This is a genomic window from Bacillus sp. VA15 (assembly GCF_055721145.1).
Genome location: NZ_JBVQPQ010000001.1, coordinates 82,803 through 108,726, shown reverse-complemented (window position 1 = coordinate 108,726; position 25,924 = coordinate 82,803). Strand labels below are relative to the sequence as shown.

The following is a 25,924-nucleotide window of genomic DNA, read 5'->3' as shown; positions in this document are numbered from 1 at the left end:
TTCTACCTCATCATTTTCTTTAATTTTTTGATGCCAGGCACAAGTGCGTTCATAAACGGTTCTGTCACATCGCTTGTCTGGCTGTAGTTTAAGCTGATTCTGATGCTGCTTCCGGCAATCTGCTCTCCCTTGCCCATCTGTAAGAGAACTTTGCTGGGCTTATGCTCTTTTGCCGAGCAGGCCGAAGTTGTTGAGACGAATATATCCTGTTCCTCAAGCATGTGTAAAAGCACCTCTGCTTTAATCCCCGGAATAGAGAAATTAATAATGTGCGGCGCACTATTCATTTGAGGCGTGTTGACAACGACACCTTCAGTTTCACTCAGCCTTTTCATAAACAATTCCTTTGCGGCAGCCATCGTGTCAAGCCTTGTTTCAAAATCAACAGCGGCAAGATTAATGGCTTTGGCAAGCGAAACCGCACCCGCAGTATGCTCCGTTCCGGCCCGAATGCCTTTTTGCTGAGAGCCGCCCGTTATCAGGGGAATAAGACGTGTTCCTTCTTTTACGATAAGCGCGCCTGTCCCCTTCAGCCCGTGAAACTTATGCCCGGAAATCGAACAAAGATTAATGCCTGCCTTTTCAATCGCCAAGGGCACTTTATAGATGCCCTGCACATAATCGACGTGAAACAAAATGTTCGGGTGCTCTTTCAGCACTTCTCCTGCCTTTTCAATAGGCTGCACCGAACCGACTTCATTGTTCACATGCATCATGCTGACAAGCACGGTATCCGGACGGATGGCTTGTTTCAGTTCTTCAATTGAAACAAATCCGTCTTCGTTCACTGAAAGATAAGTGACATCAAACCCGAATAACTCTGTCAGCTGTTCTAACGATTCCGTAACGGATGGATGTTCAATAGAAGTGGCAATGATATGTTTGCCTGCTTTTATTTTTGACAAAGCGGCTCCTTTTAAAGCCAAATTATTAGCTTCTGTAGCGCCTGACGTAAATACAATATCATAATTCTTTAGGCCTATGGCTCTTTTTATCTGATGTTTCGCTGCCTGAAGCAGCTGTTCCGTTTCAACTCCATACCGGTGCAAAGATGAGGGATTTCCAAAATATCGTCTGCTTGTTTGTTCATATGTGTTCAAGACTTCATCGTAAGGTTTGGTCGTTGAACTATTGTCTAAATATAACATCTTTTTACTCCTTTAATATGAAAGCGATACAAAATTGATTTTATATGTTACCATAACAAATTACTGCAGAAAAAGTAAATGAAATTACTATTGACTTCTTCATACATTCACCTATAATTAGATTTGTTACTTTCGTCATATTATCTGACAATTAATTGACAGAATATTCTACCATAGTGAAATTAGGAGGATTTATACGTTATGAAATCATCACTATCAGCCAAGGAAACGATCGCCATCGGGCTTATGCTCTTTGCTTTGTTCTTTGGCGCAGGAAATATGATATTTCCGCCGGAACTTGGACAAGCAGCCGGTGAAAATGTTTGGAAAGCGATGATAGGCTTTCTCGTGACGGGTGTCGGCCTGCCGCTTTTAGGTGTTGTAGCTGTTGCATTAACAGGTACAGATGCTAAAGGCCTTGCAGATAAAGCACATCCGGTCTTTGGAACCATTTTTACAGTCGTTCTGTATTTAACAATCGGACCGCTGTTTGCGATTCCGCGAACAGGCACTGTTTCTTATGAAATTGCGGCTGCACCTTTTGTAGGAGGCATGCCGGCATGGCTCACACTTCTTATTTTTACGTTTCTTTTCTTTGCTGTTACGTACTACCTGGCTTTAAACCCTACAAAGCTAGTTGACAGGATTGGCAAGGTATTAACACCTATTTTACTTGCTGTTATCGCAATCTTAGTCATCAAAAGCATCGTGACGCCGATGGGGGACATTCAGTCGCCGCTTGAAACGTATGCTTCCGGATCATTGTTTAAAGGATTTTTAGAAGGCTATAAAACAATGGATGCACTTGCTTCTATCGTGTTCGGAATTGTCGTTGTTAATGCCGTTAAGGACAGAGGCATCACCAGCCGTAAATCAGTTGCTTCCGTATGTATTAAAGCGGGACTTGTTGCCGCAGCAGGACTCGGCCTGGTTTACGTATCACTCGCCTATTTAGGAGCAACAAGCACAGATTCTGTCGGACTCCTTGGTGCAGGAAGCAAAATTTTATCAGAATCTTCACAGCACCTGTTCGGATCATTAGGAAATATCATTTTAGGCGTCGCTATCCTATTCGCGTGCTTGACAACAAGCATTGGCCTTGTCTCTTCATGCGGAAATTATTTCTCAAAGCTGATTCCTTCTTTATCTTATAAAGCCGTTGTAACGATTGTCACTGTGTTCAGCTTTATTATTTCTAACTTTGGGCTGTCAAATATTATTTTGTTCTCAGTTCCTATTTTATCAGCTATTTATCCGTTAGCAATTGTTATCATTTTGCTTTCATTTATTGAAAAATCATTTAAAGGCAGACGTGAAGTATATATTCTTTGTTTGATTGCAACTGGTATTTTCAGTATTATTGATGGCCTGAATGCCGCGAGCATTCCGCTCAGTTCTTTAAATAAAGTTCTCGGTCAATCGCTGCCGCTTTACAGCTTAGGATTTGGCTGGGTCATCCCTGCAATCATTGGAGGCATTGCCGGTTATCTGATTTCTCTTGCTACCGGTTCGAATAAAAAAACAGCTAATATCAACCAGTAAAAACAAAAAGCCTTAATGGATGTAGATCCAATAAGGCTTTTTTATATTCTGAATACATTAAAAGGCCGAGCACTCACGCGTCGGCCTTTTATATACACTTTACTGATATTGATGCTCTTTTGTCTTTTGTGATTCTATTTTTCGGACAGCACCTGGTGCAGCTTTTTCAACTGCTGCTGCTGCAATTTCATACGCTTCACTGTAATCATATTCATAAAAACGTCTTTCCGCTTCTTTCAGCTGTTCAGATAAAATATGATTCTGGCTTCTGAACCGGTTTCCGAACTGAATGATTTTTTCAATGAGGATCACCTGCTCGACAAGTTCCTCTGATTCCCGGCTTGCCCTGTTGACGATATCTTCTGCTTGCTTTAAATGGGCTCCGGCTTCTTCCATATTTAATGGAAGTTCGTTTAGTTGATTGACTGTTTCTTGTATATGATGATATGCGTTTTCCAGCATCTCTTGAATATGACTCGGAATGCCTGGTATATTGCTTGTCTTCAGCAGTCTTGCTGTCTCAGAAATTGTTTTTTTCAAATTGCTGAGCGTCTCTCTTGCCTGAAGCTCTTCTTTTCTCAGCGCTTGCAGATTTTCACGGTATTCGGCATGCTCTTTTTTCACTTCTTCAATCTGCTTCTCTATTGATGCAACTTCTTCCACTAAAAGTGAGTAGGCGACGTGCTCTGCATCGAGCTTATCTTTAACGGATGAGAGCAGCTTGCCAATTTCATCAAGGCGCTTTTCAAAAGCCTGCTGTTTACCGAGCTCGCCAGCTGTCAGCCTGTAGCTTTCCTTCACCAGCTCAGTTTCCGCCTTTGTATCCTCTTTCTCTTCTATCAGCTTGTCATAAGCAATGATCAATTCAGGCATTTTGCTTAGCACAGATTGGCCGGCTTCGACTTCGCCCTCCAGCTGCTGATAAACAGATTGAATATTTTCGTCTATGAGCTGCAGGATTGCGGACGCTTCATCAATATCCAGCTCAGTCATCAAGACATGTTCCGCCCGTTTCAGCTGATTTGACAGATTTTCTAATTCCTTATCAAGCTGGATATGCTCAAGCTTATACCCTTTCTCTTTCATTTCGCGATAGCCGTCTTTGAGCTTTGCAATCTGGCCTGGCACCGTCTGCTTGCAGTCAGCCAACAGCTTCGGCACGTCATCTATGTATGACTGAAGCCGATCAAGATTGCGGTCCTGCTCAAGCAGCACTTTACGTGCAGTAATATAGTTTCCGCCTTCTGTTTCTTCTTCAAATTGTTTGATTCCGCTCCAAATTTCGTCAAGATCCTTTTCAAGGCTGTCATAAAGCTCTCCGTAAAGGTGGCTGTAAGCCAGCAGGTTTTTTCTCGATTTTGAATAGCGTTCTCTCACCTGTTCAATCTCTTCACGGCTCTTTTCCTCACTTGTGACGAGGTCGCTGATTTCGCGAAGAATCTTTTCAATGTTCGATTCCGCCGCTGTCAGCAAGTCGTCGATATGAACGAGCACTTGATTGGCCTTTTTAAAACGGTATTTGTCTGCATTTTCCTCGGCATCATAAAGGAGCTCTTCAACTTTCGGCATGTGGGCTGTGACAATCTCATCCCATTCTTCACGCCACTTCTCAAAGAACTCTTCTGTCTGACCCGTCATTTTTAAGTGTTTAATTTTGGACATTTCTTCCACAATCGACCGGTTTAGAATTTCAATCTTCCACGATTCCAGCCGGTCAATTTCAGCGTAGATTTTTTTCCTGAAAAAGTAGCCTGCCGCAAACAGCGCGAGCAGTACAATTAATAATCCAATGACAAACTCCATAATGAGCCCCCTTGCTGTTAACCTTAATCTGTCAGGGTGTTTTATTTATTCAGAAAGATTTCAGGATATGTATTGAGAAAAACTGTCGTTTTCATTGTTATTATGATACCATGTAACCAACATTTTTTGACCAGAAATCAAAAACTTTTTGTGCAAAATCGGCAGGATTTGACTATTTTTTCATGGAGTGACGCCAATGCAAAAGCGAGACGGACATATTCACACACCATTTTGCCCTCACGGCTCAAATGACACACTCAGACAATATGCAGAAGAAGCCTTAAAAAAAGGCTTTGATTCGATTACTTTTACCGAACACGCCCCATTGCCGCCCTCTTTTACTGATCCGACACCGCTGAAAGACAGCGCGATGGCACAAGCCTCTCTGGAGCGCTATATCAACGAAATCTCCCGATTAAAGAAAGAATATCGCGGACAGCTTGCCATACGGACGGGGCTTGAGGTCGATTATATTGCTGAATTTGAAGACGAAATTACATTATTCCTGGACACATACGGGCCATATTTAGATGACAGCATCCTATCCGTTCATTTTTTGCGCGCAGGTTCTTCCTATCTGTGCCTTGATTATGATGAGCATACCTTTAAGGAGCTGATTTCAGCCTGCGGGAGCATTGAAGCTGTATATGAACAGTATTACCGCAGCATCTATTCTTCCATTGTAGCATCTCTCGGCTCTAATAAGCCAAAAAGAGTCGGTCATATCACACTCGTTCAAAAATTCATCAAGCTGTTTCCATACAGCATGTCTGAACATATTCGCGGACTCGTTTCTCAGTGCCTGAATGCCATAGAAGAAAACGGAATGGAGCTCGACTTCAATACTTCCGGCTTAAGAAAAACGTACGCTGGCAGCGTTTATATCGAGGATTGGATGCTGAATGAAGCGAAGCAAAAGAAAATCCCGCTTGTGTTTGGGTCTGATGCCCATCAAGCGGGAGATGTCGGATACGCATATGAGACGTTTTTGAAGGGTGCTAATTGATAAGCGCCACGTCTCCTGTCCGGAAGACGCTCCTGATCCAAATTTTGATTTCTTCAAAGTACATTTTATAAAAATACGGCTCGTGTGGCTGCATGTAGAGCACTTCTGAAATATATTGAGGCTGAAGATATGGCATCATTAAGAGAGATTTTAATTGAAGAATAAAATGGGGCAGCGGCAGCGTTAAATGTTCACGCTGTTTTTCTCCTTCCTCAATGATCAGCTGGAAGATATACTTTTCCTTCATTAGATATGTCGACATAATTTCCCTGATTAACGTGGAGTCAATCGTGACTTCCCGGTAGACAAAACGAGTTAATTGACGGTGATTATGCTGATAGGATAAAATATCGAAAACCAGTTGGAGAAGCTGTTCTTGTGTGCTTTGAGAAGAGATATTGCCTGCCGCTGTTTCAAGCGTTTTGCTGTAGCCTTCGTAAAACTCTGAAACTAAGTGTTCCATCAAACCTCCTTTACCTTTAAAATAGTAGGAGATGTGCGCAACATTTACATCAGCTGACTTTGCAATTTCACGGACAGACGTGCCAGAAAATCCTTTTTGGTTAAAGAGCATGACAGCAGATTCAATAATTTTGTCTTTGGTGCTTACTTTCATACGGCTCACTCCTTCCTCTTTGTACTATTCAAGCAGAAGGCCGCTGTTCCTGTAAGAACTTATCGACAAATGCCGGCAGAAAAGCCGGAAATTTGTTTTATATTATAGAAAAAGTGAGGGTTTTCCATGTTCCATGTCGAAAAACAATCTGGAGATAAAGAAAAAGACTATCAGCTTCTGCTAAAACAGCTCGAAGCCATGACCGAAGACGAGACAGATCAAATTGCAAACTATGCAAATGCCTCAGCGCTTCTGTATCATTCTTTGCCTGAAGTAAACTGGGCTGGTTTCTATTTTGCCAAAGAAGAGGACGGACAGCTTGTGTTAGGGCCGTTCCAAGGTCTGCCGGCATGTGTTCGGATTCCTTTCGGCAGAGGCGTTTGCGGTACAGCGTATGCAAACGGAAAAGTGGAGCGTGTTAAGGATGTAAACGCGTTTCCGGGACATATCGCTTGCGATGCAGCGTCCCAATCAGAAATTGTGCTTCCGATTCATGTAGGCGGAAAAGTTGTCGGCGTCCTAGACATCGACAGCCCAGTGAAAAACCGTTTCGACGAAATTGATGAAAAATACTTATCACAATTTGCCGAAACGCTTGAAAAAGCGTTAGCACAGTAATATAAAAGCCCAAAACTGATATTGTTTTGGGCTTTTTTTATTTTATTGATTCGTGAATCATCAAGCGGTTTTTTCCGCTTCGTTTTGCGCTGTAGAGCGCTTCATCAGCCTCATGCACAAGCTCTTTCAGAGATTTTCTTTTTTCTGCCGTCCAGCAGGAGATACCGCATGAAATGGTCACCTCGGGTTTCGTGTTTTTTCTGACCGCATAAACCAATCGCTCAGTAATCCGTTTACCCACCGCAACCGGCACATTCGGCAAATAAATCGCCAGCTCTTCGCCTCCCCAGCGGGCGCCTACATCATGCTTTCGGATGTTGCTTTTAATCACCGAAGCGACTTGAATTAAAATCTCGTCCCCAGTCTGATGACCGTACGTATCATTTACATTCTTGAAATTATCAATATCTACAAGAATAAAGACACCCTTTTGGTGGATTTTCATGCTGTATTGAATTTTTTCATCTAAATACACCCTTGAATACAGTTCAGTCAGCTGATCTGTTTTCACGAGATGCTCAAGGCGGTCGCGGAGCATCGAATTGGTTACAGCCAGCGTTGCGTGATGAATCAGCGCTTGAAACAGCTTGTACATTTCAAATGTAAAAGCGTACAGTTCCTGTTTTAATAAAACCGCAAAGCCTAAAAGCCGGTCATTCTCAATCATCGGAGCGGCCATCAGCGAGCCGTAGCCGGCCTTTCCAAAAACAGACTGGCCATTTCCGATGAAAACCCCTTTTTCACCTTCATACAGCTTTTCTTTCAACTCATGATAAAAATCAGATGGCTTCGCTTCTTTAAAAAACACTGTGCTGCCAGGGAGCAATGTTAGCTTTTCAAAATGGTCTATATGAAAAAACCCCACTTCATCCGCCTGAAATGATTCTGCCATTCTCACAGCCAGATCATTCATCGTATCGGTCAATGTCAGCCTCTGATTCAGGCGGCGTGACGTTTCATTGATCAATTCCAAATTTGCGATGCTTGCTTTGGATTGTTCATAGAGCTGGGCATTTTCAAACGCTTTTCCCGCCGCGTTTGCGATCAGCGACATTTCATCAAGGTAGACGTCAGTAATCAAACTGCCGCCCGTTCCTTCAACCATCAACACACCGTACGTTCCCTGCTGTCCTTTGATCGGAATGTAGGCGGCTGATTCATTCTTCCGCAAAATATCCCCGGACAAATACACTTTGAGAGCAAAGGAATCGGATTTTTCCCCTTCCATATACAGTTCTTTTGCAGGAATACCTAAACATTGATCTTGGTCGTGCGAAATAAACAATGAAAACTCAAAAGGAGAAAACGTGCGGGTCAAGCTTTCTAAAAGCTGCTTCAGCACCTCTGTCTGATCAAGCAGTGAATGGAACAGCTCTGTCATTTTGTATATCTTTTTTTGATAGATCGTTTTGATATAGAGCCTTTCCTGTTTCATAGACTGGTTTAAAAATGAAACAACCACGTCCGCAAGCCCTTCAGGAATCTCTCCATCCTGCCTGCATGTAAGATGAAAGCGCCTGCCGGAGCCGTCCTCAATCATATAAAATGAAGCGTTTATTTTCGAAGCGGAAAAATGTAATTCATCATCTGCCAGTTTTGCCGCAGAGTCAGATGGTGACGGTGTAAGCGAAACACAAAGGGATGAAAAATAGGTTTGAATAGCCGAAGTCAGCCATATGAATGAGTCGGTGAATGTGACTTTTTCAGATTTGGTTAATAAAAAATCGAGCATATGATAATGAAAGGCGGATAATTGTTCTTTTGTTTGTTCTACCATGTTTTTATCACCTAAAAGTTTACCACTAATTTTTGTTTATTATATCATAAACAGCGAAGCAGTAATGGAGATATGGTTGACTTCAAAACAAATAAATTATATAATGACCTTTGTGTGAAATATTGCAGCCTTTTTGTTCAGCTTCTATGTTTTCATTTTGTTCCTTATCCATAAGGTGTATCGTGTAACTCTCTGCTGCTGGAGCGAGGATACATGAAAACAAAATGTACATGGTCGAATAGAGCAGACGGTTTTTATTTTCCACAAAAATAAAACCAAAGGAGGAGTCACATTATGGCTCGCTATACAGGTCCATCTTGGAAACTGTCCCGCCGTCTAGGAATCTCTCTTAGCGGTACAGGAAAAGAATTAGAAAAACGCCCTTACGCTCCAGGTCCACACGGTCCAGGACAACGTAAAAAATTATCAGAATACGGTTTGCAATTGCAAGAAAAGCAAAAGCTTCGTCACATGTACGGTGTAAACGAACGCCAATTCCGCACTTTGTTTGACAAAGCTGGCAAACTAGCTGGTAAACACGGTGAAAACTTCATGATTCTTTTAGATTCTCGTCTTGATAACGTTGTGTACAAGCTAGGTTTAGCACGTACTCGCCGTCAAGCTCGCCAATTGGTTAACCACGGTCACATTCTTGTAGACGGAAGCCGCGTTGACATCCCGTCTTACCAAGTAAAACCTGGTCAAACAATCGGTGTTCGCGAAAAATCAAGAAACCTTTCTATCATCAAAGAATCTGTTGAAGTGAACAACTTCGTTCCTGAATACCTTACTTTCGATGCTGAAAAGCTTGAAGGTACTTTCACTCGTCTTCCTGAGCGTTCTGAACTTGCTCCGGAAATTAACGAAGCGCTTATCGTTGAGTTCTACTCTCGTTAATCGTTTTAAAAACCCCTGCCGCTATGCGGTCGGGGTTTTTTTATCGTCTGTTTCGTCTTTTGCCTCTTGCTGGCCAACACTATCTCGCGCCTGCTGCTCCCAATAATCCCGCTGCAGCCTTTCTTTTGCAATCGTAAACATGAGATTCACGGTGAGCGCTCCTTTCTGTTAAAAGGTGGTGATTGATCGTGTTTGCCCTATCTAATATACTCTTTTCCTGTCTTTCCTATGCGCTAAACAAAAAAAGATCCTTTGCCCTTAGCGGCAAAGGATTTTTTTCTTATTTATAAGTTACAAGGAAGTATTTTTTCTTCCCGCGGCGCAGGACAGTAAATTGGCCTTCGATGCGGTCTTCTTCCGATAAGATATAATTTATTTCCGTCTGGCGTTCGCCGTTAATGTAAACAGCTCCGTTTTGAATGTCTTCACGGGCTTGGCGTTTAGATGGAGATAATTTAGATTGCACCAATACATCTACAAGTGATAGCTCTTGGCTGCTGTCAGCTTCCATAGATGGAACATCTTTAAAGCCGACTTTTACGTCTTGGGCAGAAAGCTCTTTAATATTGCCGCTGAACAGCGCTTGGGAAATGTTGATAGCTTGCTCAAGCGCCTCACGTCCATGAACGAGCGCTGTCACTTCTTCTGCCAGGCGTTTTTGCGCTTCACGCTTTTCAGGCGCCGTTTCTGTTTTCTCAGCGTATGCTTCAATTTCCTCTTTTGATAGGAACGTAAAGTATTTTAAGTATTTCACAACGTCACGGTCATCTGTGTTGATCCAGAATTGATAGAATTCATACGGCGATGTTTTTTCCTTATCAAGCCAGATAGCGCCGCCTTCCGTTTTGCCGAACTTCGTGCCGTCTGCTTTTGTGACAAGCGGAATGGTAAGGCCGAACGCTTTGGCTCCTTCTTCTTCTGATTTTCTGATCAGTTCAAGACCAGCTGTGATGTTGCCCCACTGATCGCTTCCGCCGATTTGCAGCTTACAGTTTTTGTCTCTGTACAGATTTAAGAAATCATAAGATTGAAGAATCATGTAGCTGAATTCCGTGTATGAAATGCCTGATTCAATTCTTGAGCTGACCGTGTCTTTTGCCAGCATGTAATTGATGCCGAAGTTTTTACCGACATCACGGAGGAAGTCGATCACATTCATTTTGCCGATCCAGTCAAAGTTGTTCGCGATGACAGCAGGATTTTCTGCAGCATCAAAATCCAGAAATCTGGACAGCTGGTTTTTGATTTTTTGGGACCATTCGGACACGATGTCAGCAGTATTTAATGTACGCTCCGCTTTTTTTCCGCTCGGATCGCCAATAAGGCCCGTCGCCCCGCCCACAAGCGCAATCGGATGATGCCCCGCAAGCTGGAAACGGCGAAGTGTTAAAATAGGCAGCAGGTGTCCGATATGCAAGCTGTCTGCTGTTGGATCAAAGCCTGAGTACAGGCGGATTTTTTCCTCATTCAGCTGTTTATTTAATCCCTCTTCATCCGTCATTTGCTGAATCAATCCGCGGAAGGATAAGTCTTCAAGTAAGTTTGTCATGAGATAAAGCTCCTTTTTTGTTAAAATAAAAACGCCCCTTCGTTTACACGAAGGGACGATTAATTATCGCGGTACCACCCTACTAATAAGAGAATGCAAAACATTCGCCTTATCACTTTGCCTGATAACGGATCAGGTCCGTTCTTTCACTACTGAAAGCCTGGCCGGCTTTGTTTGCAAAAGCGGTTCATGAGTGTATTCGAGATATCCGTCTGTGCTGATTTTCACCGGCCATCAGCTCTCTGGAACGTAAGGATATTCTACTTGTCTCAATCTTTACCTTTTCATATGAAGCTATATCATTTTTAACATAAATAAAATCCCGTGTCAACGTCGCCTTTTAATCCTCCATCGTTGATAGATCTCCAGCCGGCAGATTGAGCTCCCACGCCTTCAGCACGCGTCTCATGATCTTTCCGCTCCGGGTTTTCGGAAGCTTATCTTTAAATTCAATTTCACGCGGAGCCGCATGGGCTGCAAGACCCTGTTTCACAAATAGGCGGATCTCTTCTTTCAGTTTATCGGACGGCTCAAACCCTTCTCTGAGTGCGATAAAAGCTTTAATGATTTCTCCCCGCACCGGATCAGGCTTTCCGATCACGCCTGCTTCTGCAATGGCCGGATGTTCGACAAGCTTGCTTTCCACTTCAAATGGGCCGACGCGCTCACCGGAGGTCATTATGACGTCATCAACTCTGCCTTGGAACCAGAAATACCCTTCATCATCCATATAAGCAGAATCACCAGACACATACCAGCCGCCCGGCATGAAATACGATTCGTACTTTTCAGGGTTATTCCAAATGGTATGCATCATGGAAGGCCAGCCCTTTTTAATGGCGAGATTGCCCATTCGGTACGGAGGAAGCTCGTTGCCCTGATTGTCAACGATTGCTGCCTCCACACCGGGAATCGGCTTACCCATTGAGCCTGGTTTGATATCCATGCAAGGATAGTTGCAGATGAGCTGACTGCCCGTTTCTGTCATCCACCATGTATCATGGATTCGCTTGTTAAAGACTTTGTGTCCCCATCTGATGACTTCTGGATTTAACGGTTCACCGACACTGAGCACATGCCGGAGTGATGTTAAATCATATTTTGCAGCCATCTCATCTCCTGCTCCCATCAGCATTCGAAACGCGGTCGGCGCGCTGTACCAGACGTTGACGCCAAGCTGCTCAATCGTTCCATACCAGCTTTCCGGGCTGAAACGGCCGCCAACGATGACATTTGTCGCTCCATTCAGCCACGGTGCAAAAATGCCGTATACCGTACCTGTCACCCAGCCCGGATCAGCTGTGCACCAGTAAATGTCTTCTTCCTTTAAATCAAGGACCCACTTTCCTGTCTGGTATTGCTGAATCATCGCTTCATGGACATGAAGCACACCCTTTGGCGTTCCAGTGGACCCAGATGTATAGTGAAGCAGATAGCCGTCTTTTTTGTCCATCCATTCGATATCCAATCTTGTGCTCTCCTGTTTTGCCGCTTCATCATAACTAATGATGTTTGTGCCGCTCTCAGCCTCTCCGCCGACTACGAATATATGCTGTAAGTGAGGCAGTTTGTCAGCCGGTATTCTTTCCAGCAGCTCAGGCGTTGTGACAACAACCTTCGCCTCGCTGTTTTCAAGCCGGTCCTTCACCGCTCCCTCCATAAATGCTTCGAACAGCGGCCCGGCGATGGCACCAATTTTGATAGCGCCAAGCATAATAAAATAAAGCTCGGGTGATCTCGGCATAAAGATAAAAACGCGGTCCCCTTTTTCCACATCTCCATACCGTTTCAGCACATTCCCGGCTCTGTTTGATTCTTCCTTCATTTCTTTAAATGTGTATTTTTCATCCCGGTTTGCGTCTTTATAATAAAGCGCTACTTTGTTTTTTCGAAACGATTCGGCATGACGGTCAATCGCTTCATACGCCGCATTTAGTTTCCCTGTCTCATGCCAGGAGAAATGTTTCTCTGCCTCGGCCCAATCAAAATGCCGGTACGTTTCTTCATAATTTTTTAAATGATGATCCCCTTCCACTGCTGGTAACGCTTTCAAATTCATGCCCAAACATCCCCCTTTGCTGAAGTTGTCACATTTATTATAGTATATATTCATATTCTTCTCAATTTTTAAAATATAAACCATATTGAAAACGCTTTATAATTTGTTATTCTTAAAGAAGGCATGTATTTTTATAAGAATTGATGGGACGGTGGATCAGTGGAACATCATAAAACATACCATTCAGCAAACATCAAAACAGCAACCGGCTCCTTACTGATAGAAGGGCCTGTCTCTCCAGTGGATTTAGCAGGTTACGAGTTTCATAACGATTTAACCGCATTTCGCCCGCCCCGTGAGCAGCATGAAGCACTAGTCGATATTGCAGGCCTTCCCGAGGGACGCATTATTATTGCCAGAGATGGCCGAACCATTGTCGGCTATGTGACGTATTTATATCCTGACCCGCTCGAAAGATGGTCTGAAGGAAATATGGAGGATTTGCTTGAGCTCGGTGCCATCGAGGTTGCGCCGGCCTATCGGGGATGTTCTGTCGGAAAGACGCTTCTGACCGTCAGCATGATGGATGAACAAATGGAAAACTACATCGTGATGACGACGGAATATTACTGGCATTGGGATTTAAAAGGGATGAAAAAAGATGTGTGGGAATACAGAAAGATTATGGAAAAGATGATGAATGCAGGCGGATTGGTCTGGTTTGCAACGGATGAGCCGGAGATCAGCTCCCACCCTGCAAACTGTCTGATGGCCCGCATCGGAAAAAACGTCAGCCAAGAATCAATTGAACAATTTGACAGGCTCCGTTTTTATCATCGTTATATGTATTAACTGACACTGACAAAGGGGAAAAAATAATGATTGTTGAGCAAATCATGAAAAGGGATGTCATTACATTAACGAAGATGGATACGCTTGAAACAGCAATATGCAAACTGAAGGAGTTCCATATCAGGCATCTGCCTGTTGTAGACGAAGACCGCCATGTGATCGGCATGATTACAGACAGAGACATGAAACAGGCCAGCCCGAGTATTTTTGAAGAAAGCAAACGGAGCCGATTTCTCACACGAAGCGTAGATTCAATTATGAAAAAAGATATCGTCTGCGCCCACCCGTTAGATTTTGTCGAAGAAATATCTGCTGTGTTCTACGAGCATGGAATCGGCTGTCTCCCAGTGGTGCAGCATCAAAAATTAGTAGGCATTTTGACAAAAACCGATTTGCTGCGGACGTTTGTCAAATTGACAGGCGCTGACCAGCCGGGATCGCAAATCGAAATAAAAGTAAACGACATCACCAAAAGCCTCGCGGAGATCAGCAGTCTTTGCCAAGACCTTCAAGTGAAAATATTAAGCGTGCTTGTTTATCCGCATGATGATCCCGGTGTAAAAGTGCTTGTCTTCCGTGTAAAAACGATGAATCCGCTGCCGTTTTTGCAGGCATTACAAAGAAATGGGCACCACGTCATATGGCCGTCAGAGCAAAGGGATCTGCTATGAGAGACAGTGTATTTATCTATTCTCCATCGTATCAAACCTATATGTTTCATCAAGAACATCCATTTAATCAGCAGCGGGTTCTGTTAACATACGATTTGCTCAAAATGATCAATGCCTTTGATGATGGAGACATTGTCAGTCCCAGACTCGCGGAAGAAGAGGAGCTCGCTCTTGTCCATACGGACGATTACATTCAGGCGGTCAAGCTTGCGGGCGCGGGAAAGCTTCCCGCTGAAGAAGGAGAAAGCTACGGGCTCGGCACAGAAGATACACCTGTCTTTGCCGGCATGCACGAAGCGGCATCACTCTTAGTCGGCGGCACCTTAACGGCCGCAGACTGGGTGATGTCAGGACAAGCCCTGCATGCCGCCAACCTTGGAGGAGGCCTACATCACGGCTTTCGGGGAAGAGCTTCAGGGTTTTGCATATACAACGACAGCGCTGTGGCGATTCAATATATCCAGAAAAAATACAGAGCCAGGGTGCTTTATATTGATACGGACGCCCACCATGGAGACGGTGTGCAATTTACGTTTTACGATAACCCTGACGTATGCACGCTGTCCATTCATGAGACAGGAAGGTATTTATTCCCCGGAACCGGCCAGATTCAGGAAAAAGGCAGCGGAAAAGGATATGGCTATTCCTTTAATATCCCGCTTGACGCTTTTACAGAGGATGATTCTTTTCTTGAGGCTTACCAGACAGCGGCTTCCGAAGTAGCCGCTTATTTCCATCCGGATGTCATTATCAGCCAAAACGGCGCCGATGCCCATTACTATGACCCGCTGACGCATTTATCTGCAACAATCAACATATACGAAGAAATTCCCCGGCTTGCACACACTTTAGCGCACCAGTATTGCGAAGGAAGATGGATTGCAGTGGGAGGCGGCGGCTATGATATTTGGCGTGTTGTGCCCCGTGCCTGGGCCAGGATATGGCTTGAGATGAAGGGAATTGATCCGGGAGACGATATCCCGCCAGAATGGATCGCTAAATGGCAAAAACAATGCCCCGTCACCCTTCCGTCCACCTGGAGAGATCCAGCCGATTTATATCCTCCGATTCCCCGCAAGCCAGAAATTACAGAAAAAAATGCACAAACCGTCAGCAAAGCATTATATGCGATACGATCTGAGCAGCAGCAAAGAACAAAATAAAAAACGACCTTTACAAAGAGGTCGTTTTTTATTTTTTGATGACGATTTCCACACGCCGGTTTTCCTTCATGTGTTCGTTTGTCTTGTTATCCTTTACAGGCTTTGTATCTGCATAACCGACAGCGATAAAGCGCTTGGAGGGAAGTTTTTCTTTTGATGTGAAATATTGAATAACTCCGCTCGCCCGCGCTGCCGACAGCTCCCAGTTAGACGGGTATCGGTATGTCGAAATGTTTCGGCTGTCTGTATGGCCCTCCACCTGAATGTCATTTGGAATGGTTTGAAGAAGAACAGCAATTTGGTGAAGAAGTGTTTCAGCATTTTTCAGCACCTTTGCCTCACCTGAATCAAACAGCACAGCCTCCTGCAGAACGAGCACGACACCGCGTTCATCCCGTTTGGCTGTCATTTGGGTCTTCAAATGATTGTCTTTTATATATGTATTTACTTTCTTGAGAAGCTGATCCTGCTGATCCTCTTGCTTCTTCGCATCGGCTGGCGAGGTACCCTTTTTTTCTATGGACGTTTGGCCAGGCTGGAGCCCGCCGCCTTCCTTTTGGATCGAATCAACTGCAGCTTTAAATTTTTGCAGATCGATTTGGGACATGGAAAAAAGTAAAATAAAGAACACAAGGATCAAAGTGATCAAATCTGAAAAGGTGACCATCCAGTTTGATGAAGAATGGCTGTTTTTCCCGCTTCCATTCCTTCTTTCAAAACGTTCTCTTCTAAGCTTCATGTACAGATCCCTTTTTTGTTTTTACTAGATTTGGCTGCTTCTGCCATTCTTCCCGGGAGCTGAAAACGACAAGCTGGCTTTCGAGATTGCGCGGGTTTTTTCCGGATTGGATTCCGATAATACCTTCCACCATTACCTGCTTGATGAAGATTTCACTTTCTGTTTTTTCTTCGAGCTTAGCAGCAATCGGGTTGAAGACCATGTTTGCCAGTAATGAACCGTATAAGGTCGTCAGAAGCGCAACGGCCATATTCGGTCCAAGCATATGTGGATCATTTAAGTTTTTGAGCATCAACACGAGCCCGACGAGTGTTCCGATCATTCCCCATGCCGGAGCGAATTCCCCCGCTTTTTCAAAAACACGCCGTCCTTTGCGGTGCCGTTCCTCCATTGCTGCGATTTCTGAATCCATGACGAGCCGAATCGTTTCTTCATCCCAGCCGTCAATCGCTAAAAGCAGCCCTTTTTTCAAGAACGGATCTTTGATTTCCCGAGCCTGATCATCCAATGATAAAAGCCCGTGTTTACGCGCGTGATCGGAAAGAGAGACAAAGGTTTTCACAAGATCTTTCACATTGTCTTCCTGGCGGATAAATGCCTGCTTTAACACAGAGGGCGCTTTTTTCAGCTCTCTCGGCGGAAAACTGATAAAAACAGCGGCGCATAGTCCCCCTGTTACGATGAAGAAAGAGGTCAGATCAAGAAAAGAGCGGAAACCGCTTACTCCCGATCCCGAGATAATCCCGATAACAATAATAATCGTCCCTAACACAAAACCAACAGGTGTAAGATAATCAAAACGTTTCATCATTTCTCCCCATGAAAAAAGCAAGAATTCACCTTAGAGGTGAAGCTTGCTCTCTTGTTTTTCTTATGACTTGGTTGACTTTCTTAGCTCTATACGGTGCGGCAGTTCGACGATATGCTCTTCAACCGGCTCTTTATTCATGAGCTTCGTCAGCAGTCTCATCGCAACGGCACCAATATCGTATGTCGGCTGAACAACCGTTGAAAGCTGCGGACGAACCATGAGGCTTAATCTCGTATTGTCAAAGCCGATAATCTCTAGGTCCTCAGGAATGGATAGGCCTTGATCCTGAGCCGCATGGATAATGCCGAGTGCCATTTCATCAGTTGCAGAAAGAATGGCTGTCGGTTTTTTGTCAAGGCTCATCAGATGCTGCAGCGCTTCAAGTCCGGAATCATATGTGTAATCCCCTTCAGCGACAAATTGTTCATTAAACGGCAGGTTCGCGTCTTCAAGCGCACGTTTGTAGCCTTGCAGTTTTTTTGAACGGTTGATCGGTTCTGTCATAGGACCGGATACGAATGCGATATCTGTATGCCCTTTATCAACCAATAGCTTCACTGCATCATAAATCGCCTGTTCGTAATCGATGGCGACTGACGGTGTTTCCTCCTGCTCTTCTACAGAAGCGGCAAGTACAATCGGCACTGGGGAACGCTTAAATTCCGCAACATGCTCGTCCGTAATGTTTCCGCCCATAAACACGATGCCGTCCACTTGTTTGCCGAGCATTGTGTTTAACAGGTGCAGCTCTTTCTCCATGTTTTGGTCAGAGTTGCTCAAAATAATGTTGTATTTATACATTGTCGCGATATCTTCAATCCCGCGCGCAAGCTCTGAATAGAAAATGCTTGAGATATCGGGAATGATGACACCTACAGTTGTTGTTTTTTTGCTTGCCAGCCCTCTTGCCACCGCGTTTGGACGGTAGCCGAGACGGTCAATGGCTTCCAAGACTTTTTTCCGCGTTGTCGGTTTTACATTCGGGTTGCCGTTCACGACACGGGAAACGGTTGCCATGCTTACATTAGCTTCTCTCGCTACGTCGTAGATCGTAATATTGCTCATCCTAAAACCACTCCTTTTACTGGATACACTTATCCTTATCTATAGCATAAACACTTTATGTAGAGAAATGTCATAATGTCCGAAATTATGTCGTTTATGATTTGTAAGCGTAAGTCAGTAGTGTACATTATTTTTCATTATTCATCAAATTTAAATACTTCTCATGAAATTATACACGTTTTTATAGATGATGAAAACGTATACTTGGATTTTATAACTAATTAAACGAGAAAGCATAAAAAAGGCCGCAGACGCGGCCTTTTGGATTGTTCAATTAAGCGTTGACTTTTACCATAGGTTTCAGTTCATTCAGCCATTTTTCGAATTCAGGAATCGCCATTTGCTGAGCAGAGTCAGATAGTGCGACTGACGGATCAGGGTGAACCTCAGCCATTACGCCGTCTGCACCGATCGCTAAAGCGGCTTTAGCTGTTGGAAGCAAGAGGTCGCGGCGGCCAGTTGAATGCGTAACATCAACAAAGACAGGCAAATGCGTTTCTTGTTTCAAAATCGGCACGGCAGAAATATCCAGTGTGTTTCTTGTTGCTGTTTCGTATGTTCTGATACCGCGCTCACAAAGGATAATTTGGTCATTTCCTTGTGACATGATGTATTCAGCAGCATTGATGAATTCAGAGATCGTTGCAGCAAGTCCGCGTTTTAGAAGCACTGGCTTTTTCACTGCGCCGGCCGCTTTCAGCAACTCGAAGTTTTGCATATTGCGCGCTCCGATTTGAATGACATCAATGTAGTCCAGCGCTTCTTCGATATGAGCCGGAGTTACGATTTCACTGATCACTGCCAGGTCAAATTCGTCCGCTACACGTTTTAAGATTTGAAGGCCTTCAACACCAAGCCCTTGGAAATCGTATGGGCTCGTACGAGGCTTAAAGGCTCCCCCGCGCAAAATTTTAATTCCTTGTTTTTTCGCAGCTGCAGCCACTTCAGCCACCTGCTCGTAGCTCTCTACCGCACATGGGCCGACAATGAATCTTTGCTGGCCGTCCCCGATTTTTTCACCTTTGATATCTACAATTGTATCTTCAGGTTTTTTCTTACGGGAGACAAGCAGCGCTTTGCTGTGATCTTCTTCCTGAAGCTCTAAACCCGCTTTGAATATCTCTTTAAAAATGTGCTGGATGGTAGAATTTTCGAACGGCCCATCATTGTTTTCAATGATATTGTTTAACATTGTGCGTTCTCTGACAGGATCAAATCGGTTAACACCCTGTGCTTCCTTCGCTTTACCGATCTCTTTTACAACATTTCCGCGTTCGTTGATTAATTTTAAAATTTGTAGGTTTAATTCGTCTGCTTTCTGCCTTAAAAGCTCTAACTCTGTGTTGCTCATTTTTTTCATCCTTTCCCTGCACATTCATTTTTTATTTTGTAGTTATCATGCATCTTACTATAAGTAATTCCAAATGGAAATACTGAAATACAAAAAATTTTATAAAAACTCTACTTTATTACCCAAACGCTTTTAAGTGATAAAGTAATCTATGAAGTTATCCTACATGATGTGAGGGCAATGTTCAAGGGTTTTTTCAAAAAAAAAAGCGCCAGAATGTATCTGGACGCTTTTTTCTATGATAAATGCTGCTCAATGGCCGCTTCTGTAATTTGTGAATGTGAGGTATGCCATTTCACTTCACCGTTTTGGATGACGAAAACCTGAGGGCTTTCGTGCTTTACGCTGTATGTTTCTGCGATGAAATTTGACAGCGGCCGGGCTTCTTGTACTTGCAGATAATAAGCCGGCACATCCTCATGCTGATTTGCAAAGGCATCAAACTCATGAAATGCTGCCTGGCTGATCGGGCATGTGATGCTGTGTTTAAAGAAGACGAAAGTGCCTTCTTGTTCTGCAATCCGTTTAAATTCTTCCTCAGATTGAATAAGCTGTTTTGCCATGACTCAAGCTCTTCCTTCCCTGCTTAGCGATTGATATGCTCAGCCTGTTTTTGTGCATCTTTCAGTTCGTCTTTTACATCCTCTTTCGTTTGGAGGACTTGATCTTTTGTTTCATCGGCCGCCTGCATCGCTTCTTCTCTCATCTCTTGCATATCAGTTGATGAATCAGTTTTTGCAGATTTGGAACGATCTCTTAAATCCTTCACCTTGTTCATGATCTGTCCTGACTGATCTGCCACAAGCTGTGTGATGTTGGATGTTTTGTCTTTTGCGATACTGACATATTGCGTGCCTTTTTCCTTTGCATCTGCCGTCATTTTGTCAGTTTTATCTCGTAAAGCAACAGCTTGGCTGCCGAGATCGTCGCGAAGTTCTTTGCCTGATTTAGGCGCTAGAAAAAGAGCGGTAGTGGCACCGATGATTCCCCCGATTAAAGTTCCGATTAAAAAATCTTTACTATTAATTCCATCTTTGCTCATCATTATTCCTCCTCATAGTTTTTTTTCTCTTAGAGAGTTGATTTTTTTCTTAGTTTCCATTTCTCCCAAATTTCCATTGCTGCTTGGCTCCATGTGACAACTTGATTGATCTTGTCTTGATTTTCTCTTACTGATGCCGATACAGACCCTGCCGCCTGTTTCATGGATGTATTGAACTGCTGTACAGAAGTTCCAACCCCTTGAACAGCATGAACGACCGTGTTCAGCTTTTCTGATTTTTCCTGAATATCTTCAGCCAGGCGGTTGGTCTTATGTAACAGCTCGGCTGTTTCAGTTGTGATGCCTTTCATTTGTCCCTCCAGCCCTTCGAGAGTGGATGCGACGTGTTTTAGTGTCAGCTGCAGTGACTTCAATGTTTTAGACAAGTAGATCACTAACACCAGAAATGCGACTGCGATGAGTGCAACGCTTAAATAAAGAATAATAATCATCTCAAACCTCCTTGCTGCAGGATATACTGCTGTTTACCCGTTTTCTTAAATCATAAACATGTGTACTGGGCTGTATACATATTATTCTCCATTATGTAAGAAAATCCTTTAACAAGCTTTTCCATCAGATAAATAAAAAGCAGTGAGATCACTGCTTTTTATTATGCCATGACGTTTTCGTAGGCTCTCATATATTTTTGGATATCTCCTGCTCCCATAAAGATGAGAACGGCTTTTTCATGAGCTTTTAAAACAGATGTGTCATCTTCTTCAATCAGCTTAGCATTATGAATTTTTCCCTGCAGGTCGCCGATTGTCAGCTTTCCTGCATTCTCCCGGGCTGAGCCGAAAATATCACATAGATACACACAGTCAGCCCCGCTCAGGCTTTCTGCGAAATCGTCAAGGAATTGCTGCGTCCGCGTAAATGTATGAGGCTGAAATACCGCGACGATTTCACGATCAGGGTATTTCTGTCTTGCCGCCTCAATCGTCACTTTTATTTCTGTCGGATGATGAGCGTAGTCATCTATCAGCACTTGATCCCCGAGCTGCTTCTCATTGAATCTGCGTTTGACGCCGCCGAATGATTTGAGGGCATGCTTAATGATGCTGGAATCAATTTCTTCATAATGGCATAACGCAATGACCGCCAATGAGTTTAATACATTGTGGTTGCCGTACGCAGGAATATAAAACGTATCATAGAATGTATTGCGTACAAATACATCGAAAGTTGTCCCTTCCGTGCTTTTAACGATGTTTCTGGCTTGAAAATCATTTTCTTCCCCCGTGCCGTAATATACAACAGGTACGTTCGCATGGATTTTCGGCAGATGCTCATCGTCTCCGCAGGCAATAATTCCTTTGTTGACTTGCAGAGCCATCTCTTGGAAAGCGTCAAACACATCGTCAATGCTTGAGAAGTAATCAGGATGATCAAAATCAATATTTGTCATGATCGCGTAGTCTGGCTGATAGCTTAAGAAATGGCGGCGATATTCGCACGCTTCAAACACAAAGTATTCGCTGTTTTCATTTCCCTGGCCTGTTCCGTCCCCAATTAAGAAAGAGGTCGGTTTCGCGTTTTGGATCACATGAGCCAGCAGACCCGTAGTCGACGTTTTGCCGTGTGCGCCCGTAACGGCAACACTAGTGAATTTTTTCATGTAGTCGCCTAAAAACTTATGATAACGTATCACCGGAATTCCGTCAGACATGGCTTTTTCAATTTCAGGATGCGTGTCTGGGAATGCGTTTCCGGCGATGACTGTCATGCCGGGTTTGATATTATCCGCGCTAAAAGGAAGAATCGTAATATTTCTTTTTTCAAGCGCTGTTTGCGTAAAAATAAATTTTTCGATATCCGATCCTTGGACAGTATATCCATTATCATGAAGTATTTGGGCAAGCGGACTCATACCGGTCCCTTTTATTCCAACAAAATGATAAACAGTCATAATTGTACCTCCAACAAACGTCTATCTGTTCCCCAGTATATGACGCTCATTTCAATTTGCGACCGCGGCGGCTGAAAAGCCCCCTTTTGCGGCGTATTTTATATGTTTTGTTATATTTAGTATCCGGTTATTTCTTTCCGATTAAACCTAGATATCAGGAATTGTCTATGCGCATCTGCTGTAAAGCGGCATAGCTGTTAAATGCTCTAAACACTATCATACCATGTTTGGTGTGAAAATGAACCTTTATTATTCGTTTATTAAATCACTTGCTGTGATCAGCACCTCTCGAGGCTTGCTTCCTTTTGCCTCAGAGATCATGCCTTCTGCTTCCATCATATCGATCAGCCTTGCCGCGCGATTGTATCCGATTCTGAACCTTCTTTGCAGACTTGAAGTGCTCGCGCTGTTTTGCTCAACAACAAACTCACACGCTTCGTTAAACAGTTCATCCTCTTCTTTCAGGGCTGATCCTTGTCTTACAAGCTCTTCTTGTTCAAATAAATAGGTTGGTGGCATTTGTTTTCTGACGTGAGAAACAACGCGGTCGATTTCGCGGTCCGATACAAAGTTCCCTTGAAGGCGGACAGGTTTTCCCGAGCCGTTTTCCAAAAAGAGCATATCCCCTTTTCCGAGAAGCTTTTCTGCACCGGCGATGTCAATGATCGTTCGGGAATCAACCTGGCTTGAGACAGAAAATGCGATTCTCGTCGGGATATTCGCCTTAATCAGGCCGGTAATGACATCGACTGACGGCCGCTGGGTTGCGACAAGCAGATGAATTCCGCACGCTCTGGCTTTTTGGGCGATCCGCGCAATGCTCTCTTCCACATCATTTGGAGCCACCATCATCAAATCAGCAAGCTCATCAATAACCACAACTAAATACGGCAGCTTTTCGCCCGTGTGATGATCAGCGGTTAATTGATTAAAGCGGTCAATGTCGCGAACACCTGAATGGGCAAACAGCTCATAGCGCCGCTCCATTTCCTCAACGACCCACTTTAACGCAGCCGTAGCCGCTTTGGCGTCAGTAATGACCGGGCTGACGAGATGAGGAATTTTGTTGTAAGGGGCCAGCTCTACCATTTTCGGATCAATCAGCAGCACCTTTACCTCACTCGGATCGGCTTTATACAGCAGGCTGACTAATATTGTATTGATGCAAACGCTTTTTCCCGAGCCCGTGGCGCCCGCAATCAAACCATGCGGCATTTTCTTTAAGTCGATGACGACAGGGTTCCCTGAGATATCCAATCCCAGCGCAGCCGTGAGCGGTGACTTGCTTGTCCTGAAGGCTGCGCTGCGAATCATCTGGCGCAAATCAACCACCTTGCTCGAGCGGTTTGGCACTTCAATTCCGATCGTGTTTTTCCCCGGAATCGGCGCTTCAATCCGAATATCTCTTGCGGACAGGCTGAGTTTAATATCATCAGATAAGTTGGTGATTTTATTTACCTTTACGCCTGGTTCAGGATGCACTTCAAATCTTGTGACAGACGGCCCCTGGGTCACATGGACCACATTGGCGCGGACATTGAAATTTTTCAGGGTCAAATCAAGAAGCTGACGCTGTTCTTCGATCCACGCAGTATCGTCCTGAACTTGTGCTGGCGGGACATCAAGCAGTGCAACATTCGGAAACACATAACTGCCGCGGCGCTCCTCTGCTTTTTGCTGTTTATGCGTATCTCTTTTCAGCATCATGACATTAAAAGGAACGGACGGCCCTTTTTGAGGAGATGCGCTTCGTTCAGTCCGTTTCTCCTGCATGACAGGCCTTTTTTGCGGCTCCTCTATAGCTGCATGTGTTTCGTTCGCATGGATTTCCTGCCGGTTTTGATAGGCTGCAGCAAACGGTCTGGAACCCTGCTCCAGGCTGTCATTCTGCACCGATTCTGTCTGGCTGTCTGGCTGAACATCTATCTTCGTGTCCTCAGCTTCTCCCAGGATATCGTACTGATTATTTATTATGCTGTCTGATGGCGCTTCTAATTCTTTGGCATCAGTTTCTGCTTGAGTCAGAGCCTCAGATGCTGAATGCTCATGATCAGTAAATAAGGAAGGCTCGTCCTGTTGAATTTCCATTTGCTCTTCTTGAACAGATGGGGTCTCAGCAGCTTCTGCCGCGATTTCGTGATGATTGTTTACTGAGCTGTCTGACGGCTCTTCTGATACTTCAGCCTCAGATACTGCCTCTGCCAGAGACTTAGGTACTGTTTGCTCTTCATCTTGTTCAGCGCGGAACACAGGTTCTTCTAATTCCTCTGGCTGTTGTTCCCTTTGTTCTTCTTGAATCTCAGCCGTTGCAGACTTGATGTCTTCACGGCTTACTTCACTGCCTGTAAGGTCTTCTTGTGGCTCAGCCAACGTATCTGCCAGTGTCTTAGGTGCTGTTTGCTCTTCATGTTGTTCACCGCGGAACACAGGCTCTTCCAATTTCTCTGGCTGTTGTTCCCTTTGTTCTTCTTGAATCTCAGCTGTTGCAGACTTGATGTCTTCACGGCTTACTTCGCTGCCTGTAAGGCCTTCTTGTGGCTCAGCCACCGTATCTGTCAGTATCTTAGGTGCTGTTTGCTCTTCATGTTGTCCCGCAGGGAAGAAAGGAGCGTCTTTTTCTGGCTGCTGAATGTCTGCAGCAGAAGGCACTCTCTTGTCTGACCGCCCTTCGGCTGGGCGCTGCGCCAGCGCTTCTTCACGCCCTGCAGTCGTTCTGTTTAATACGCCAGAAGGCTGTTCTTCGAATTGGCTATCCGGAAAGGGTCGTTCTTTCACGTGCTGTACCGGTCTGTCTGGAGCAGGATAGCTGCGTTCACGTTCAATCTCTTCGGACAGCAGTGTTACTTTCTCTTTTACAGATTTGTCCGGTGCCTTCAATGTCTCAGAAGGCTGTTTCGGCACATCCTTTTTGACGGATGGTTTTTGATTGAAACCATATACAGGCGAAGGGATATTTGTCGGTTTAAACGGTTTCTTCGCCGGCTCTGATGTTTGATATGTATGCTGCTCTGTTTCATCTTTGGGACGTTCTCTGTATGATGCGGCGCTTGGACGAGGTGCGGATTTCGGTTCGTCCGATGGTGCACGGCGCCTTCTCAAGTCTTGATTTTTGTATCCGTCAGGCACGATTGGAAAACGGAACTTGCCTTTTGGATATTCATAATATATTTTAGGATCTTCCAATCTTTTTAATTGTCCTTCAGGATGATGTACTTCTTGTTGCTGCGGAATTTGAGCAGTTTTTTTCTCCCGTTCAGCATTCTCTTCGCTCTCGCCTAAAAACAAATCAAAAAATTTATGAAGCCAACTCATAATTTATCTCTAACTCCCTTATAGTTTTCTGGGACGGTTTTTAGTATACCA

At 44.2% G+C, this 25,924-nt stretch carries 23 protein-coding genes and 1 other annotated feature; of the genes, 7 read left to right on the top strand and 16 right to left on the bottom strand.

The genetic code is table 11. The features are described 5' to 3' along the window. Window positions 1-2: 2 nt before the first annotated feature. On the bottom strand, window positions 3-1,148 hold the full coding sequence (locus AC0DBE_RS00520; protein WP_472960745.1) for a cysteine desulfurase family protein: 1,146 nt from the start codon (window positions 1,146-1,148) through the stop codon (window positions 3-5). Between the two features lie 201 nt (window positions 1,149-1,349). On the opposite strand from AC0DBE_RS00520, the gene brnQ reads away from it, so the two are divergent. After that, window positions 1,350-2,690 (top strand): branched-chain amino acid transport system II carrier protein, encoded by a 1,341-nt coding sequence (brnQ, locus tag AC0DBE_RS00515; RefSeq protein WP_061186769.1) that lies wholly within the window; start codon window positions 1,350-1,352, stop codon window positions 2,688-2,690. Window positions 2,691-2,789: 99 nt separating this feature from the next. Here brnQ and ezrA read toward each other — a convergent pair whose 3' ends face one another. Beyond that, entirely contained in the window at window positions 2,790-4,493 is a 1,704-nt protein-coding gene (ezrA, locus tag AC0DBE_RS00510; protein WP_014114782.1) for a septation ring formation regulator EzrA, read from the bottom strand. Window positions 4,494-4,689: 196 nt separating this feature from the next. On the opposite strand from ezrA, the gene hisJ reads away from it, so the two are divergent. Continuing rightward, complete coding sequence (hisJ, locus tag AC0DBE_RS00505; RefSeq protein WP_242734891.1) at window positions 4,690-5,499, top strand: histidinol-phosphatase HisJ; 810 nt, start codon at window positions 4,690-4,692, stop codon at window positions 5,497-5,499. On the opposite strand, the gene refZ is transcribed toward hisJ, so the two are convergent. Then, complete coding sequence (gene refZ / locus AC0DBE_RS00500; protein WP_003223478.1) at window positions 5,492-6,115, bottom strand: transcriptional regulator RefZ; 624 nt, start codon at window positions 6,113-6,115, stop codon at window positions 5,492-5,494. The genes hisJ and refZ overlap by 8 nt on opposite strands. Window positions 6,116-6,241: 126 nt before the next feature. On the opposite strand from refZ, the gene AC0DBE_RS00495 reads away from it, so the two are divergent. Continuing rightward, window positions 6,242-6,733 carry a GAF domain-containing protein gene (locus tag AC0DBE_RS00495; RefSeq protein WP_472960744.1) on the top strand — a complete coding sequence of 164 codons (492 nt, stop codon included), beginning with the start codon at window positions 6,242-6,244 and terminating at the stop codon, window positions 6,731-6,733. Between the two features lie 37 nt (window positions 6,734-6,770). Here the strand turns inward: AC0DBE_RS00495 and AC0DBE_RS00490 are convergent, their stop codons facing one another. Further along, window positions 6,771-8,510, bottom strand: coding sequence for a diguanylate cyclase domain-containing protein (locus AC0DBE_RS00490; RefSeq protein WP_461845652.1), 1,740 nt, complete (start codon window positions 8,508-8,510; stop codon window positions 6,771-6,773). Window positions 8,511-8,804: 294 nt separating this feature from the next. Between AC0DBE_RS00490 and rpsD the strand changes: the two genes are divergently transcribed. Then, on the top strand, window positions 8,805-9,407 hold the full coding sequence (gene rpsD / locus AC0DBE_RS00485) for a 30S ribosomal protein S4 (protein ID WP_003223474.1): 603 nt from the start codon (window positions 8,805-8,807) through the stop codon (window positions 9,405-9,407). Window positions 9,408-9,428: 21 nt separating this feature from the next. On the opposite strand, the gene sr7p is transcribed toward rpsD, so the two are convergent. From sr7p to acsA, 3 genes are all read right to left on the bottom strand, one after another. Beyond that, window positions 9,429-9,557 (bottom strand): small protein SR7P, encoded by a 129-nt coding sequence (gene sr7p / locus AC0DBE_RS00480; RefSeq protein WP_014114787.1) that lies wholly within the window; start codon window positions 9,555-9,557, stop codon window positions 9,429-9,431. Between the two features lie 130 nt (window positions 9,558-9,687). Beyond that, window positions 9,688-10,956 (bottom strand): tyrosine--tRNA ligase, encoded by a 1,269-nt coding sequence (tyrS, locus tag AC0DBE_RS00475; protein ID WP_014114788.1) that lies wholly within the window; start codon window positions 10,954-10,956, stop codon window positions 9,688-9,690. Between the two features lie 48 nt (window positions 10,957-11,004). Further along, window positions 11,005-11,242: a binding site (T-box leader), on the bottom strand. A gap of 54 nt (window positions 11,243-11,296) precedes the next feature. Continuing rightward, on the bottom strand, window positions 11,297-13,015 hold the full coding sequence (acsA, locus tag AC0DBE_RS00470; RefSeq protein WP_072566687.1) for an acetate--CoA ligase: 1,719 nt from the start codon (window positions 13,013-13,015) through the stop codon (window positions 11,297-11,299). Between the two features lie 159 nt (window positions 13,016-13,174). Here acsA and acuA point away from each other — a divergent pair, with 159 nt between their 5' ends. From acuA to AC0DBE_RS00455, 3 genes are read left to right on the top strand one after another with little or no spacing between them, the layout of a single operon-like run. Beyond that, window positions 13,175-13,807: an acetoin utilization protein acetyltransferase AcuA gene (gene acuA, locus AC0DBE_RS00465; protein WP_090558233.1), complete on the top strand. Its 633-nt coding sequence runs from the start codon at window positions 13,175-13,177 to the stop codon at window positions 13,805-13,807. Between the two features lie 26 nt (window positions 13,808-13,833). Continuing rightward, window positions 13,834-14,478, top strand: coding sequence for an acetoin utilization AcuB family protein (locus AC0DBE_RS00460; protein ID WP_014114791.1), 645 nt, complete (start codon window positions 13,834-13,836; stop codon window positions 14,476-14,478). Then, window positions 14,475-15,641 (top strand): acetoin utilization protein AcuC, encoded by a 1,167-nt coding sequence (locus AC0DBE_RS00455; protein WP_079288100.1) that lies wholly within the window; start codon window positions 14,475-14,477, stop codon window positions 15,639-15,641. Before AC0DBE_RS00460 ends, AC0DBE_RS00455 begins: the two co-directional genes overlap by 4 nt. A 28-nt stretch (window positions 15,642-15,669) precedes the next feature. Here AC0DBE_RS00455 and motS read toward each other — a convergent pair whose 3' ends face one another. The 9 genes from motS to AC0DBE_RS00410 all read right to left on the bottom strand — a co-directional run bounded on the left by motS (window position 15,670) and on the right by AC0DBE_RS00410 (window position 25,873). Then, entirely contained in the window at window positions 15,670-16,380 is a 711-nt protein-coding gene (gene motS / locus AC0DBE_RS00450; protein WP_014114793.1) for a flagellar motor protein MotS, read from the bottom strand. Further along, complete coding sequence (gene motP, locus AC0DBE_RS00445; RefSeq protein WP_472960742.1) at window positions 16,370-17,188, bottom strand: flagellar motor protein MotP; 819 nt, start codon at window positions 17,186-17,188, stop codon at window positions 16,370-16,372. Before motP ends, motS begins: the two co-directional genes overlap by 11 nt. 63 nt (window positions 17,189-17,251) lie before the next feature. Next, a complete protein-coding gene (gene ccpA / locus AC0DBE_RS00440; RefSeq protein ID WP_041521041.1) occupies window positions 17,252-18,256 on the bottom strand; it encodes a catabolite control protein A in 1,005 nt (334 codons plus the stop codon). A 274-nt stretch (window positions 18,257-18,530) separates the two neighbouring features. Continuing rightward, entirely contained in the window at window positions 18,531-19,607 is a 1,077-nt protein-coding gene (locus AC0DBE_RS00435; protein ID WP_003223454.1) for a bifunctional 3-deoxy-7-phosphoheptulonate synthase/chorismate mutase, read from the bottom strand. Window positions 19,608-19,843: 236 nt separating this feature from the next. After that, complete coding sequence (gene ytxJ / locus AC0DBE_RS00430) at window positions 19,844-20,170, bottom strand: bacillithiol system redox-active protein YtxJ (protein WP_014114796.1); 327 nt, start codon at window positions 20,168-20,170, stop codon at window positions 19,844-19,846. A gap of 23 nt (window positions 20,171-20,193) precedes the next feature. Beyond that, on the bottom strand, window positions 20,194-20,649 hold the full coding sequence (locus AC0DBE_RS00425; RefSeq protein WP_014114797.1) for a YtxH domain-containing protein: 456 nt from the start codon (window positions 20,647-20,649) through the stop codon (window positions 20,194-20,196). A 29-nt stretch (window positions 20,650-20,678) separates the two neighbouring features. Then, window positions 20,679-21,101, bottom strand: coding sequence for a DUF948 domain-containing protein (locus AC0DBE_RS00420; RefSeq protein ID WP_014114798.1), 423 nt, complete (start codon window positions 21,099-21,101; stop codon window positions 20,679-20,681). Window positions 21,102-21,262: 161 nt separating this feature from the next. After that, window positions 21,263-22,561 carry a UDP-N-acetylmuramate--L-alanine ligase gene (murC, locus tag AC0DBE_RS00415; protein WP_014114799.1) on the bottom strand — a complete coding sequence of 433 codons (1,299 nt, stop codon included), beginning with the start codon at window positions 22,559-22,561 and terminating at the stop codon, window positions 21,263-21,265. A gap of 249 nt (window positions 22,562-22,810) precedes the next feature. Continuing rightward, the gene (locus AC0DBE_RS00410) at window positions 22,811-25,873 is read right to left on the bottom strand and encodes a DNA translocase FtsK (RefSeq protein ID WP_472960741.1); all 3,063 of its coding nucleotides are present in this window, start codon (window positions 25,871-25,873) and stop codon (window positions 22,811-22,813) included. Between the last annotated feature and the right edge of the window lie 51 nt (window positions 25,874-25,924).